13 protein-coding genes are annotated in these 12,746 nt (G+C 66.4%); 6 read left to right on the top strand and 7 right to left on the bottom strand.

The genetic code is table 11. The features are described from left to right. Positions 1-35 precede the first annotated feature (35 nt). The 5 genes from AC1DUN_RS10875 to AC1DUN_RS10855 all read left to right on the top strand — a co-directional run bounded on the left by AC1DUN_RS10875 (position 36) and on the right by AC1DUN_RS10855 (position 4,945). On the top strand, positions 36-938 hold the full coding sequence (locus AC1DUN_RS10875) for an NAD(P)-dependent oxidoreductase (protein WP_477713947.1): 903 nt from the start codon (positions 36-38) through the stop codon (positions 936-938). A 31-nt stretch (positions 939-969) separates the two neighbouring features. After that, entirely contained in the window at positions 970-2,322 is a 1,353-nt protein-coding gene (locus tag AC1DUN_RS10870; RefSeq protein ID WP_477713946.1) for an ABC transporter substrate-binding protein, read from the top strand. Positions 2,323-2,355: 33 nt separating this feature from the next. Next, the gene (locus AC1DUN_RS10865) at positions 2,356-3,285 is read left to right on the top strand and encodes a branched-chain amino acid ABC transporter permease (RefSeq protein WP_477713945.1); all 930 of its coding nucleotides are present in this window, start codon (positions 2,356-2,358) and stop codon (positions 3,283-3,285) included. A gap of 37 nt (positions 3,286-3,322) precedes the next feature. Continuing rightward, a complete protein-coding gene (locus AC1DUN_RS10860; RefSeq protein ID WP_477713944.1) occupies positions 3,323-4,066 on the top strand; it encodes an SDR family NAD(P)-dependent oxidoreductase in 744 nt (247 codons plus the stop codon). Between the two features lie 69 nt (positions 4,067-4,135). Continuing rightward, the gene (locus AC1DUN_RS10855) at positions 4,136-4,945 is read left to right on the top strand and encodes an SDR family NAD(P)-dependent oxidoreductase (protein WP_477713943.1); all 810 of its coding nucleotides are present in this window, start codon (positions 4,136-4,138) and stop codon (positions 4,943-4,945) included. A gap of 380 nt (positions 4,946-5,325) precedes the next feature. On the opposite strand, the gene AC1DUN_RS10850 is transcribed toward AC1DUN_RS10855, so the two are convergent. From AC1DUN_RS10850 to AC1DUN_RS10840, 3 genes are all read right to left on the bottom strand, one after another. Further along, entirely contained in the window at positions 5,326-6,516 is a 1,191-nt protein-coding gene (locus AC1DUN_RS10850; protein WP_477713942.1) for a pyridoxal-phosphate-dependent aminotransferase family protein, read from the bottom strand. A 9-nt stretch (positions 6,517-6,525) separates the two neighbouring features. Continuing rightward, complete coding sequence (locus AC1DUN_RS10845; RefSeq protein ID WP_477713941.1) at positions 6,526-7,422, bottom strand: DMT family transporter; 897 nt, start codon at positions 7,420-7,422, stop codon at positions 6,526-6,528. Positions 7,423-7,489: 67 nt separating this feature from the next. Continuing rightward, entirely contained in the window at positions 7,490-7,933 is a 444-nt protein-coding gene (locus AC1DUN_RS10840; protein WP_477713940.1) for a flavin reductase family protein, read from the bottom strand. Positions 7,934-8,106: 173 nt separating this feature from the next. Between AC1DUN_RS10840 and AC1DUN_RS10835 the strand changes: the two genes are divergently transcribed. Further along, the gene (locus AC1DUN_RS10835; protein WP_477713939.1) at positions 8,107-8,958 is read left to right on the top strand and encodes a M14 family zinc carboxypeptidase; all 852 of its coding nucleotides are present in this window, start codon (positions 8,107-8,109) and stop codon (positions 8,956-8,958) included. 15 nt (positions 8,959-8,973) lie between these two features. Here AC1DUN_RS10835 and AC1DUN_RS10830 read toward each other — a convergent pair whose 3' ends face one another. Genes AC1DUN_RS10830 through gsiC form a run of 4 tightly spaced genes read right to left on the bottom strand, consistent with a single transcriptional unit; the run spans position 8,974 to position 12,718 of the window. Continuing rightward, the gene (locus tag AC1DUN_RS10830) at positions 8,974-9,792 is read right to left on the bottom strand and encodes a M55 family metallopeptidase (protein WP_477713938.1); all 819 of its coding nucleotides are present in this window, start codon (positions 9,790-9,792) and stop codon (positions 8,974-8,976) included. Further along, positions 9,789-10,865: a DmpA family aminopeptidase gene (locus AC1DUN_RS10825; RefSeq protein WP_477714094.1), complete on the bottom strand. Its 1,077-nt coding sequence runs from the start codon at positions 10,863-10,865 to the stop codon at positions 9,789-9,791. The genes AC1DUN_RS10830 and AC1DUN_RS10825 overlap by 4 nt, the downstream gene beginning before the upstream one ends. A 15-nt stretch (positions 10,866-10,880) precedes the next feature. Continuing rightward, complete coding sequence (gene gsiD, locus AC1DUN_RS10820; protein WP_477713937.1) at positions 10,881-11,801, bottom strand: glutathione ABC transporter permease GsiD; 921 nt, start codon at positions 11,799-11,801, stop codon at positions 10,881-10,883. After that, positions 11,798-12,718 carry a glutathione ABC transporter permease GsiC gene (gene gsiC / locus AC1DUN_RS10815; RefSeq protein ID WP_074578408.1) on the bottom strand — a complete coding sequence of 307 codons (921 nt, stop codon included), beginning with the start codon at positions 12,716-12,718 and terminating at the stop codon, positions 11,798-11,800. The genes gsiD and gsiC overlap by 4 nt, the downstream gene beginning before the upstream one ends. Positions 12,719-12,746 lie beyond the last annotated feature (28 nt).

The raw sequence follows: 12,746 nt of genomic DNA, 5'->3' as shown, positions 1-12,746 counted from the left end.
CACAAGCAACACAACGAACAAGACGGAGACAAGACATGACACCCCGAATCGGATTTATCGGCATAGGCATGATGGGCCACGGCATGGCCAAAAACCTGCTGGCCAAGGGCTTTGGCCTGACCTTCAAGGTCAACCGCAAGCGCGACAATCTGGCCGACCTCATCGCCGCCGGCGCCAAGGAAGCCAAAACCAATGCCGAATGCGCGCAGGCTTCGGACATCGTGTTTATCTGCGTCACCGGCTCGCCCCAGGTCGAGGACATCGTCTACGGCAAGGACGGCCTGCTGGGCAGCGGCCGCGAGGGCCTGATCGTGGTCGACACCTCCACGGCCGAGCCGGCCTCCAGCACGCGCATACGCAAGGACCTCGCGGCCAAAGGCATCAAGCTGGTCGATGCGCCGCTGGCGCGCACGCCCAAGGAGGCCGAGGAGGGCCGGCTCAACACCATGGTGGGCGCCGAGCCTGAGGACTTCAGGGCGCTGGAGCCGGTGCTCAAGGCCTTTTGCGAAAACATCTTCCATGTCGGCCCGCCCGGCCACGGCCATGTGCTCAAGCTGGTCAACAACATGATGGCCATGAGCTTTGCGGCCTCGATTGCCGAGGCCTTCGCGGTCGCGGCCAAAAGCGGGCTGGACCTCAACCGCCTTTATGACGTGATCTCGGCCGGCGGCGTGAACTGCGGCATCTTCCAGATGATGGCGACCAAGACCTTGAAAGAAGGCGACGTCACCGGCTTCAAGTTCGGCATCGCCAATGCGCAGAAGGACCTGCGCTACTACACCCACCTGGCCGAGATGCTGCCCGTCAGCAGCCTGATGGGTGAAGCCGCGCACCAGAGCCTGATACAGGCCAGCAATGCCGGTTTCGGCGACAAGCTGATCGCCTCTCTTTTTGAAGCGCAGGAAAAACTCAACGACGTCAAGATCGTTCCCCGTTAAGCCCATCCCTCAACCAGCAGGAGACAAAACCATGAGCGAGATCAATAACAAGGACGCAGCCCCCGAATCCCAACCCGAAGCCGCGGCCACCTCGCGCCGCGCGCTGCTCAAGCACTCCAGCCTGGCGCTGGTGGGCGCGGGCCTGTACGGCGCGGCGCCCTTTATGGGCCCCTGGAAGCACAACCACGCCTGGGCGCAGACCGGCCAGAAAAAGCCGCTGACCATTGGCCTGACCATGGACGCCTCGGGCTTGTACGCGGCCTCGGGTGCTGAAGAACGCCTGGGCGCGATGATGGCCATCAAGGAGTTCAACGACAAGGGCGGCGTGCTGGGCCGGCGCATAGAGGCCATCCACATCGACACCGAAACCACGCCGGCCACCGGCTCGCGCGTGGCCGAGCGCATGATCACGCGCAACGAGGCGGCCTTCCTGATAGGCGCGGTGCATTCGGGTGTGTCCAACGCGATCTCGCAGGTGGCGCAGAAATACGGCACCGTGTTTTTGAACACCAACTCCAGCAGCCCGACCGAAGCCGGCAAGGACTGCCATCGCACCAAGTTCGTCTGGGACGGCAACGGCACCAATTTCTCCAACGCCATCGTCAAGAACGCCATCAAGGCCAGCGGCAAGAACTGGGTGCTGCTGACCAACGACTATGTGTGGGGCCACACCACATCGAAGGCAACGCGCGCCATCGTGGAGGCCAACGGCGGAAAGATCGTGGAGGAACTGCTGGTACCCCAGAACACCCGCGACTTCTCGTCCTACCTGCTCAAGCTGCAGCAGCTCAAACCCAACGTGGTGGCCACGGCCGTGGGCGGCGACGACATCAAGGCGCTGCGCCAGCAGGTGGTGCAGCTCAAGATGAACCAGAGCATGGCCTGGATCAACAACCAGCAGGACTGGCCCGATGTCTACGGCCTGGGCCCCGAGGCCATCTTCGGCGTCTTCGGCACCACCTGGTACTGGCGCCTGAACCTGCCCGGCGTGAAGGAGTTCGTTGCGGCCTACCAGAAGCAGTTCCCGGGCATGGCGATACGCGTGCCGGGCAATGTGTACCACAACAGCTATATGGCCACGCGCGAACTGCTGCGCTGCGCGGAGGAAGCCGGCACCACCAACAACATCGCGGTCATCAAGAAGCTCGAAGGCCGCAAGATGAGCGCGGCCGACCGCCTGCAGCATTACGACGCCTGGATGGACCCGGTCACCCACCAGTGCCAGCAAACCATTTATATGGCGACCTACAACGACCAGCCCGCCGAGAAAGACGACATCTTCAAGATCCTCACGCAGGCCGATCCCAAGGACGTGCAGGACAAGGATGCCGCGGGCGCCTGCAAGCTCGAGAGCTACGACGCCACACCCAGCTACGAAGTCTGAGCGCCCAGCCGCCCACCCTCTTTCAAGGCCGACATGGATTTCCTGCTTCAGCTCGTTCCGCACCTCGTCAATGGCATCTCGCTGGGCCTGCTGTTCGCGCTCATCGCGCTGGGCTTTATGCTCATCGTGGGGGTGATGGAAACCATCAACCTGGCGCACGGCTCGCTGTTCGCGCTGGGCATGTATTTCGCGCTGTTCCTCATCGCGCCGCAACTGGGCATGTTTCCCAATCTGCAGGCCTGGTACATGAGCCTGCCGCTGGGTACGCGCTACGGGGTGGCGCTGATTTTTGCGCCCATCCTGGTCGGCATCTTCGGCATGCTGCTGGAGTTGTGCATGCGGCGCACCTACGGCCGCGACCCGCTCTACGGGCTGCTTCTGACTTTCGGCGCCGCGCTGGTGATTGAAGAGGGCATACGTGTGGTCTGGGGTTCGTCGGAAAAGCAGCTGATGCTGCCGGAGGCGATCTCAGGCGCCTTCCTGATGGGCGACCTGGTGTATTCCAGGTACCGCTTCTTCGCCAGCGGCTTTGCCATCCTGATGATTGTGCTGCTCTGGTTGTTTTTGCAGAAGACGCCCTACGGCGCCATCATCAAGGCCGGCGCGCACGACAGCGAAATGGTGCGCGCCCTGGGCATCAACCTTTCGCGCCTGCGCCTTTTTGTGTTCGGCCTCGGCGTGGCGCTGGCGGCCATTGCCGGTGTGGTCATGGCGCCCATCTGGGGCATACGTCCGCATGTGGGTGTGGACGCGGTGGTGCCGGCCTTCCTGATCATTGTGCTGGGCGGCGTCGGTTCGTTGTGGGGTGCGGTGATTGCCGGGCTGATGGTGGGCATGGTGGTGGGGCTTACCGGCTCGTATGCGTCGGAGTGGTCGCTGATGTCCATGTATTTGTTGTTTATCGCCGTGGTTACCTTTCGCTCGCGCGGCCTCTTCGGAAAGAAAAGCGTGCTCGATGCTTGAGTCGCTCAGTCACTGCTTACCGCAGAAAGTTATTTGAATGAAACCGCTGCAAGACAAAGTCGCGCTGGTCACCGGTGCGGCCGGCACCATGGGCCTGGCCGTCGTCAAGGCCTTGCTGGAGGATGGTTGCAAGGTCGCGATGGTCGATGTGAGCCAGGAGCGCAACCGCGCGCTGGCCGATGAGCTCGGGCCGCGCGCCCTGCCGTTTTCGTTTGACATCAGCGACCCCACTGCCGTGAGCGACGGCCATGCACTCATTGTCAAGGCCTGGGGGCCTGTCGACATCCTGGTCAACAATGCCGGCATTCTTTCCAACAACAAGGTCGAGGCCACCGAGGCCGGTGAGTGGCGCCGCGTGCTGGGGGCCAACCTGGACGGCGCTTTTTACCTCGCACAGCAGGTGGTGCCGGCCATGAAGGCGCGGCGCTTCGGCCGCATCATCAACACCAGCTCGCTGGCGGCCAAGACCGGTGGGCTGACGGCGGGCACGGCCTACTCGGTGTCCAAGGGCGCGATGAGCTCGCTGACCTTTTCGCTGGCGCGCGAGCTTGCGCCCTTTGGCGTCACGGCCAACGCCGTCGCGCCGGCTTATGTCAGGACGCCGATGATCACCGAACAGCTCAACGAAGAGCAGCGCCAGAAGCTGCTGAAAGACATCCCCATCGGCCGCTTTTGCGAGCCCGAGGAGTTTGCCCATGTGGTGCGCTTCCTGGCTTCGCCGCTGTCGGGCTTTATCACGGGCGAGATCATTGACCTTAATGGCGGCCTGCTGATGGACTAGGGCCGGCCCCAGGAGGCAGGGAAAGCCCTTTCGCCGGCAACCCGCTTTGCGCCCACAATTTCGCCATCCATGAGCATCACACCCCGGATTGATTTCAGCACTGCGCTGACAGGTTTGTTTGACCTGCGCGGCAAGACCGCCTATGTGCCCGGCGGCTACGGCGGCATTGGCGAAGCCATTGCCTGGGGCCTGGCCATCGCCGGCGCGCGCGTCGCGGTGTCGGGCCGCGATGAGGCCAAGGCGCAAGCCGTGGCGTCGGCGCTGCGGGCGGCGGGCCATGAGGCCCTGGGCCTGGCCATGGACGCGCACTCGGTGCCTCAGATACAGGCGTCGGTCGACGCAGTGGCCGCGCAATGGGGCGGCCTGGACATCCTGGTGAACTGTGTCGGCATGCAGCGCGAGCAAGCCTTGCTCGAAGTCACCGAAGAGGCTTTTGACGAAGTGCTGCAGGTCAACCTCAAGGCCGCGATGTTTCTCGCGCAGGCCGCGGCCAAAAAACAGATTGAAGGCGGGCGCGGCGGCGCGCAGGTGCATCTGCTCTCGGTGCGCGCGCAGCTTGGGTTGCGCGGCCGCGGTTATTCGGCCTACAGCAGCAGCAAGGGCGGCCTGGTCATGCTGATACGCCAGCACGCGAGCGAACTGGCACCGCACGGCATCACCGTCAACGGCATCGCGCCCACGGTGGTGCAGACCGAGATGGCACGCCACTGGCTGGAAAACCCCGAGGCACACAAACAGGTGCTGGCGCGCATTCCGCTGGGCCGCGTGGCCGACCCGCAGGACGTGGCCGGCGCGGCGGTGTTTTTTGCGGCGCCCGCCTCTCGCTTCGTTACCGGACAGGTGCTGTATCTCGACGGCGGCATCACCGCCTCCCAGTAGAGTCGCTCAAAAACCCTCCTGGCGTTGTTGCGCCGCCTTGCCGTGCCAGGGCCTGTGAGCCCTGTGTTTGCAAATGCGAATGGGGTGAAAACGGCGCCAATCAAGGCGCGCGACGAATCCCAGACCGGCAGTCTGGGTGAGAAGCGCAACGCCGAGTGGCGCCGTTTTCACCCCATTCCCTTCGGGTTGCGATCAAAAAGGCCTTGCGCGGCGTTGCAAAGCCTTGACGGGGCTCGCCCCGCCTGCGTTTTGCGCCTTGCCCAAGGCCTTTTTGACTCGCAACGCATCTTGCAAACACAGGGCTCACAGGCCCTAAGCACTGTCTGCGGCGACGCGCCTAGCCAGGACCGCTTCGCTGGGTTTTGTGAGCGACTCCGGGATCAGCGCTTTGCGGCGAGCGCCGCGACGGCATGTTGCACGCCGTTGCCGAAGGGAATGCCCTGCACCCGCATGGCCGCTTCCACACCGGCCAGGCAGCCCAGGATCATGGCCGGGTTCATGTCGCCCAGGTGGCCTATTCGAAACGTGCGTCCCGCCAGCGGGCCCAGGCCGCCCGCAATCGCGACCTGAAATTGCTCGCGCGCGACCGTACGCATGGCCTCGGGATCCATGCCCTCAGCCACCGCCACCGTGGTGACGGAGACCGAGCGCGCCGCCGGTTCGCGCACAAAAAACCCCAGCGCGCCGCCTTCGCTCCAGGCCTGGACGGCGGCATGCACGGCGCCGGCGATCAGCCGGTGGCGGGCAATGACCTGTTCAAGGCCTTCATGAAAGATCAGCCCCAGCGCGGCCTCCAGGCCGAAGAGCAGGGTTTGCGGCGGCGTGCCGCAGAACTTGCGGTAGCTCAGCGGGCTTTGCCGCCGCGCCCAGTCCCAGTAAAACCGGGGTGTCGGGTTGGCCGCGGCCACCTTCATCGCGGCGGCATCGGCGGCGACAAAGGCCAGGCCGGGCGGCACCATCAGGCCTTTTTGCGAGGCGCCCAGCACGACGTTGGCGCCCAGCGCATCCATGGCAAAGGGCGCCGCGCCCAGCGAGGCCACCACGTCCACCACCATCAGCGCGGGATGGCCCGCGGCGTCCAGCGCCTGCCGGACTTTGGCGAGCTCGCTGGTCATGCCGCTGGCGGTGTCGGTATGCACCACAAACACGGCGACGATGGCATGCGCGGTGTCTGCGCGCAGGGCGGCTTCAATCGCGGGCACATCAATCGGGTAGCCCTCCCGCCAGGGAGTGCGCAGCACTTTGGCACCCATGGCCTCGGCCTGCACGGCCCAGGATTCGGAAAAATGCCCGGTGCCGGCGACCAGCACCTGCTGCCCCGGCGCGAGCAGGTTGGCGATCACCGCCTCCCAGGCACCGTGGCCGTTGCAGGTATACATGAAGACGTCTGCCTTGTCGGTTTGCAGCAGCGCCTTGAGCCCGGTTTCGCAGGCCTGGATCACACGCTCCAGCCGCGGGTCGCCCATGTCCATGGGCTGCCTTCGCATCGCGTCCATCACCTCGTCGGGCACCCGCGTGGGGCCCGGTGAATGGAGGAAGCGATGGCCGGGGATGCGTGGGTGGGGTGTCATGCCGAAAAATTATGCGCCAGCGGGCTTGCGGTTGACCAGCACGATGCCGGCCGCCACGGTGGCCAGCGCCACCAGCAGGCCGGTGGTCACGCTTTCCTTGAGCCACAGCGCGCCGAACAGCAGCGCGAACAGCGGCGTGAAAAACACAAACACCGAAACCTTGGTGGCCGGGTAGCGCCCCAGCATCCACATCCAGGCCAGGTAGCTGGCGAACGCGCCTATCACTGTCTGCAGCAGCAGCGAGGTGATGGCAAACGGGCTGAACTGCCAGGACCATTGCTCGCCCAGGTAGAGCGACAGCAAGGGAAACACGGTGGCGCTCACGGCCAGCTGGTAGAACAGCAGTTTTTCGGCGGAAATCTTGACCAGCTGGGTGGCGCGTATCACCACCGTGGTCAGGCCCCACAGCATGCCGGCGGCCAATGCCAGCAGGTCGCCGCGCGCGGTCGAGGCATGGTCGCCGGTAAAGCCTTCGCGCAGCGCGAACACCACGGCGGCAAACGCGCACAGCAGGCCCAGCCACTGCAGGCCGCGCAGCCGTTCGGACTTGACCCACAGCGGCACCAGCGCCGCGACCCAGAAGGGCGAGGTGTACAAAAACACCGTGAGGCGGGAAGCGCTGGTGTATTGCAGGCCCACATAAATGCAGGCGAACTCCGCGCCGAACAGGGCGCCGGCCAGCAGGCCGGCCTTGAGCGAGCCGTCGCGGCTGAACAGCGGGATCTTGCGCCACAGGCACCACAGCCACAGCAGCGCCGTGGCGCCCACCAGGCGCAGCGAGGCCTGGAACATGGGCGGGATCTCGCTGATGGTGGCCTTGATCAGCACCTGCTGCAGGCCCCAGAACAGGCAGCAGCCCAGCAGCAGGGACATGGCGAGGGTGTCGAGATGGGTCTTGCGTGTCATCGTGAAGGACCTGGGGAAACTGGCGGGAGCCTGGAAGCGGCGGCCGCGGCCGTCGCCTTCTCGTGATCTACAGCGGATGCTCGGTATAAAACCTGCCGCCATGGAACAGCAGCGGCGAGGCGCCCGCGCGGTGGCCGCAGCGCTCGACCTCGCCGACGAAGATCACGTGGTCGCCTTCTTCATAGCGGCTGCGGTTAAAGCATTCAAAGTGCGCGGCCGCGCCGTCCAGCAGCGGCGCGCCGCTGGCGCCTTCGCTGTAGGCCACGCCGTCCCAGCGGTCGGCGCGCCCGCTGGCGAAACGCTCGGCCAGCTCTTTCTGGTCGGCCGCGAGGATGTTGATCGCGTAGTGCGAGCCGGTGCTCAAGGCGGCCATGGAGCCGGCCGCGCGCGCCAGGCTCCAGAGCACCAGCGGCGGCTGCAGCGACACCGAATTGAAGGAGTTGGCGGTCAGGCCCACCAGCACGCCGGCCGGCGTGCGCGCGGTGACGATGGTGACCCCGGTGGCGAACATGGCCAGAGACGCCCGGAATTCCCGCTGTGAAAAACTGGGGCTGCTCGCTTGGCGAGGTATGGCGGGGGTCGGCATAGAAGGCTAATTTAACTGATGCGGCCGCGGCCCACTCGCGTCAGGGTTTAGGCGGGCGGACGGCAGGGGCCGCGGCGGCGCCGGTTAAACTCGCGGGCATGCCGCTTCACCGCTTTGCCCTCTGCCTGCTTGCTACCTATTTAATAGCGGGCGGTGCCCGGGCTGATTCGCCTTGCGCCGACTACGCGGCCAAACTGCCGAACATCAAGCGGGACCTTTGCGAGGCGGCGCAGCTGCAGCCGACGGGCGCGCGCTCCGTCAACGGACAGGCGATTTGGGTGCGCGACATCAAGCCCGACAACGCCGGCCTGCGCGTGCTGGTGGTGGGCGCCATCCACGGCGACGAGCTGTCCTCGGGCGCGGTGGCCCTGCACTGGATCAAGCTGGCCGCGCAGCCGCCGCAGGACGCGCCCCAGGTGGTCCACTGGCGTTTTGTGCCGGTGCTCAACCCCGACGGCGTGCTGTCCACGCCGCCGCGCCGCGTCAACGCGCACGGCGTGGACCTGAACCGCAACTTCCCCACGCCCAACTGGGAGCGCGACGCCAAGGTCTACTGGGAAAAGCGCACGGGCAAGGACCCGCGCCGCTGGCCCGGGCCCAAGCCGCTGTCGGAGCCTGAGTCGCGTTTTCTGCACGAGCAGATGCAAAGCTTCAAGCCGCAGCTCATCGTCAGCATCCATGCGCCATACGGTGTGCTCGACTTTGACGGGCCCTCGGTGCCGCCCTCGCGCCTGGGGCGGCTTTACCTGGACCAGGTCGGCATCTTCCCGGGCTCGCTGGGCAATTACGGCGGCATCCACAAAGGCGTGCCTGTGGTGACCATAGAACTGCCCAACTCCACCCGCACGCCGCTCGATGCCGAGATGCGCCAGATGTGGCTGGACCTGCTGCGCTGGATGAGCGAACGGGCGGTGGGGCAGGGCGCGGAACACGCGCCGCGCGTGCCCTAGGGCAGTAAGCCGCGCCTAGCGCAGTATGCTGGACATGGCCGACAGGCTGTTGACCATGCGCACCGCGGCTTCCACGGTGGGCGCATCAAAGCCCACTTCATCCCCCTCCAGCCGCCGCAAGGTGGGCCACTGGCAAAACAGGTCGGCCAGCGCCGGCGACTGGGTCTGGATGCGCACGGCGATCGGGCCCGCCAGCACATAAGGGCGGGCCGGGCCGCGCTGCGCCAGCGCGGCGGCCACGCCGACGCGTATGGCCGCGCAGGCCTGGGCCGGGGACAGGCTGATGCCGCTGGTCTGGCCGGTGGCCCGCTTGGTCTGCACAAAGGTGGCATGCGGAAACAGCGGGCGGTGCTCCTCGATGAACACGTCGTCGCCGCTGGCCATCACCACCGGCACGCCGTACTCGCCGGCCAGCGCGCCGTAAATGCCGGCTTCGCCCAGTTCAAGGCCGTTGAAATACACGCGCGCAAAGGCGAAGCTGTTGATGGTATGCGCCAGGATGCCGCGGCCCTGCGCGCGCGAGTGGTAGCCGACCATGCAGACGGCATCCACGCCGTCGTCGACACCGGCCATCATGCTCAGGTAGCGCGGCTTGCCCATGACGGCCTGGGCGCGCGCATCCAGCAGCTCCGGCGGCATGTTGCGAAAACTCCCGTGCGAATCGTTGACCAGCACCTCGGTGGCGCCCGCGTCGAAGGCACCGGCAATGGCGGCGTTGGCCTCGTGCGCCATCAGCAGGCGGGCGCGTTCGTACTCGGGATTGCCGGCGCGCACCTGTTCGTGGTGGAAAACGCCGGCCACGCCTTCGATGTCGGTGGAGATCAGGACTTTCATGGGTAATCCGCAGAAGGTGAAAAGGAGGATGAAGAAGGCCAGCCGGGCAGCAGTTCGGCCAGCGCGCGGCGCTGGTGGCCGCCGCGGCCGGTGACGGCGCGGGCCTGCCAAAGGGCATGGAGGATGGCCTGCTCGGTGCTGTCGGCCACGGCCTGGAACAGCGGGTCTATCAGGCCGTCGTGCAGCATGGCCAGGGCCGGCATGGGCCTGCTGGTTTGCTGCGGCACGGTATAGGCGGTGGAAAACGCCAGCGCGATGTCGCCGCTGCCGTGGCCGAACACCGAGCCGGTGCGCGCCAGCCCGGCGCCGGCGCGCAGGGCCAGCCGGCGCAGCTGGCGCGCGTCCAGCGGCGCGTCGGTGGCGATGAGCAGAATGATGGAGCCTTTTTCGGGTTCTGCTGCTTGCGTATGCTGTGCCGCAAGCCGCGCGCCCAGGGCCTGCCCGGCCAGGACCAGTTGCGGCAGCTGGCCGTAGTTGGCCAGCACCAGCGCACCCACGGTGTGCTCGCCGCCCCCGGCGGCCGCCACGCGGCGCGAGGCCGTGCCCACGCCGCCCTTGAGCCCGAAGCTGGACATGCCGCGTCCCGCGCCGACCGAACCTTCTTCGACCTCGACGCCGGCCTGCTCGCAGGCCTGCAGGTAGTGCTGCTCCGTGACCGCCATGCGCTGGATGTCGTTGAGAAAACCGTCGTTGCACTCGAACACCAGCGGGTTGACGGTGGGCAGGCCGCGCCCTGTTTCGGGATTGGCGGCCATGCACTGCCGGATTTGCGCGGTGGCCACGGCGGCGACCGAAAAGGTATTGGTGAGCGCGATCGGCGTTTCCAGCACGCCGAGTTCCTCGATCTGCAGCAGGCCCACGCTTTTGCCGAAGCCGTTGAGCACGACGGCTGCGGCCGGGACGCGGTCGCGGAACAGGTCGCCGCCGTGCGGGCGCACCACGGTCACGCCGGTCTGCACCTCGCCCGCGTCCAGCGTGCAATGGCCGACGCTCACGCCGGCGACGTCGGTGATGGCATTGCGCTGCCCGTGCGGCAGGCTGCCGATGTGGGGCAGCAGGTGGCGTGGCGTCAGCAAACCCTGCTCCGCTTACTGGCGGTCAATTTTCGGGTCCAGCGCATCGCGCAGGCCGTCGCCCAGCAGGTTGAAAGCCAGCACGGTCAGGAAGATGGCCAGGCTGGGGAACAGCGCGATATGCGGCGCGTTGAGCATGTCGGCGCGCGCCTCGTTGAGCATGGCGCCCCATTCCGGCGTGGGCGGCTGCGCGCCCAGGCCCAGGAAGGAGAGGCTGGCAGCCGTGATGATGGAGGTGCCTATGCGCATGGTCAGGTAGACCACCACCGAGGACACCGTGCCCGGCAGCAGGTGGCGCAGCATGATGACCGAGTCGGGTGCGCCTATGGAGCGCACCGCCTCGATGTAGGTCTGGTGCTTGAGCGACAGCACATTGCCGCGCACCAGGCGCGCAAACGCCGGCACGCTGAACACGGCCACGGCCATGATCACGTTGATCATGCCGTTGCCCAGGATGGCGACGATGCCGATGGCCAGCAGAATGCCGGGAAAGGCAAACAGCACGTCGGACATGCGCATGACAATGCGGTCCCACCAGCCTTCGTAATAGCCGGCCAGCAAGCCCAGCAGCGTGCCGATCACGGCGCCCACGGCCACCGAGACCAGGCCCGCGGCCAGCGAGATGCGCGCGCCCATCAGGATGCGGCTGAAGATGTCGCGGCCCAGCGCGTCCACGCCGAACCAGTGCCTGGCCGAGGGCGGCGCGTTCAGGGCGTCGTAGTCGAAAAAATTCTCCGCGTCAAAAGGGCTCAGCCAGGGCGCGAGCACCGCCACCAGCACCAGCAGCAGCACAAAACCGGCGGCCGCCAGGGCCACGCGCTGCTTCTTGAATTTGCGCCAGAACTCGGCGGCGGGCGTGCGCACGGAGAGCTGCGCGCTGTCGGGAAGCGGCGCTTCGTTCGCGGCGGCGGTGCTGGGGGATTCGGTGGTGTTCACTTGAAACGGATGGTCGGGTTGATGACGGCGTAGAGCATGTCCACCACCAGGTTGATCAGGATGAATTCGAGCGAGAACAGCAGGACCAGCGCCTGGATCACGGGATAGTCGCGCATCTCCACCGCGTCGACCAGCAGCCGGCCCATGCCGGGCCAGTTGAAGACCACCTCGACGACGATGGAGCCGCCCAGCAGGAAGCCGAACTGCAGGCCCATCATGGTGACCACCGGGATCAGCGCGTTGCGCAGCGCGTGCTTGACCACCACCACGGTTTCAGTGAGGCCCTTGGCGCGCGCGGTGCGCACGTAGTCTTCCTTGAGGATGTCGATGAAGGAGCTGCGCGTAAAGCGCGCCATCACGGCCGCCACGCCCGCGCCCAGCGTGAGGGAGGGCAGGATGTAGTGGCGCCACGAGTCGGCCCCGACGGTGGGCAGCCAGCCCAGCTGCACCGAAAAAAACTGCATCAGCAGCATGCCCAGCGCGAACGAGGGAAACGAAATGCCCGAAACCGCCAGTGACATGCCCAGCCGGTCGGGCCAGCGGTTGCGCCACACCGCCGACACCATGCCCAGCACCAGGCCCAGCAGCACCGACCACCCCATGGCCGCGATGGTGAGCCAGAAGGTGGGCGCAAAACGCTCCGCGATCTCCGTGGCCACGGGCCGCTTGGTGCGTATGGACAGGCCGAAGTCGCCTTGCAGCGCGTGGCTGAAAAAGCGCACGAACTGCTGCGGTATCGGCAGGTCCAGCCCCAGGTCGCGGCGCACCAGCTCCACGGTTTCGGGGCCCGCGTCGGGCCCGGCGGCCAGGCGCGCCGGGTCGCCGGGCAGCAGGTGCACGAACAGGAACACCAGCACGGCCACGATCAGCAGCGTCGGCAGCAGGCCCAGCAGGCGCTTGAGAAGGTAGAGAGTCATGCGAAGGCGTGCTTCTTGGGAAGGTCGA

The organism is Polaromonas sp. P4_F6, assembly GCF_056401275.1.
Note: the sequence above shows the minus strand (reverse complement) of the source record. Positions and strands in the feature narration are given on the sequence as shown.

Bases quoted from the DNA above. Each gene is read 5' to 3' on its own strand.
- AC1DUN_RS10875 (WP_477713947.1), top strand. From the start codon at position 36: ATGACACCCCGAATCGGATTTATCGGCATAGGCATGATGGGCCACGGC.
- AC1DUN_RS10870 (WP_477713946.1), top strand. From the start codon at position 970: ATGAGCGAGATCAATAACAAGGACGCAGCCCCCGAATCCCAACCCGAA.
- AC1DUN_RS10865 (WP_477713945.1), top strand. From the start codon at position 2,356: ATGGATTTCCTGCTTCAGCTCGTTCCGCACCTCGTCAATGGCATCTCG.
- AC1DUN_RS10860 (WP_477713944.1), top strand. From the start codon at position 3,323: ATGAAACCGCTGCAAGACAAAGTCGCGCTGGTCACCGGTGCGGCCGGC.
- AC1DUN_RS10855 (WP_477713943.1), top strand. From the start codon at position 4,136: ATGAGCATCACACCCCGGATTGATTTCAGCACTGCGCTGACAGGTTTG.
- AC1DUN_RS10850 (WP_477713942.1), bottom strand. From the start codon at position 6,516: ATGACACCCCACCCACGCATCCCCGGCCATCGCTTCCTCCATTCACCG.
- AC1DUN_RS10845 (WP_477713941.1), bottom strand. From the start codon at position 7,422: ATGACACGCAAGACCCATCTCGACACCCTCGCCATGTCCCTGCTGCTG.
- AC1DUN_RS10840 (WP_477713940.1), bottom strand. From the start codon at position 7,933: ATGTTCGCCACCGGGGTCACCATCGTCACCGCGCGCACGCCGGCCGGC.
- AC1DUN_RS10835 (WP_477713939.1), top strand. From the start codon at position 8,107: ATGCCGCTTCACCGCTTTGCCCTCTGCCTGCTTGCTACCTATTTAATA.
- AC1DUN_RS10830 (WP_477713938.1), bottom strand. From the start codon at position 9,792: ATGAAAGTCCTGATCTCCACCGACATCGAAGGCGTGGCCGGCGTTTTC.
- gsiC (WP_074578408.1), bottom strand. From the start codon at position 12,718: ATGACTCTCTACCTTCTCAAGCGCCTGCTGGGCCTGCTGCCGACGCTG.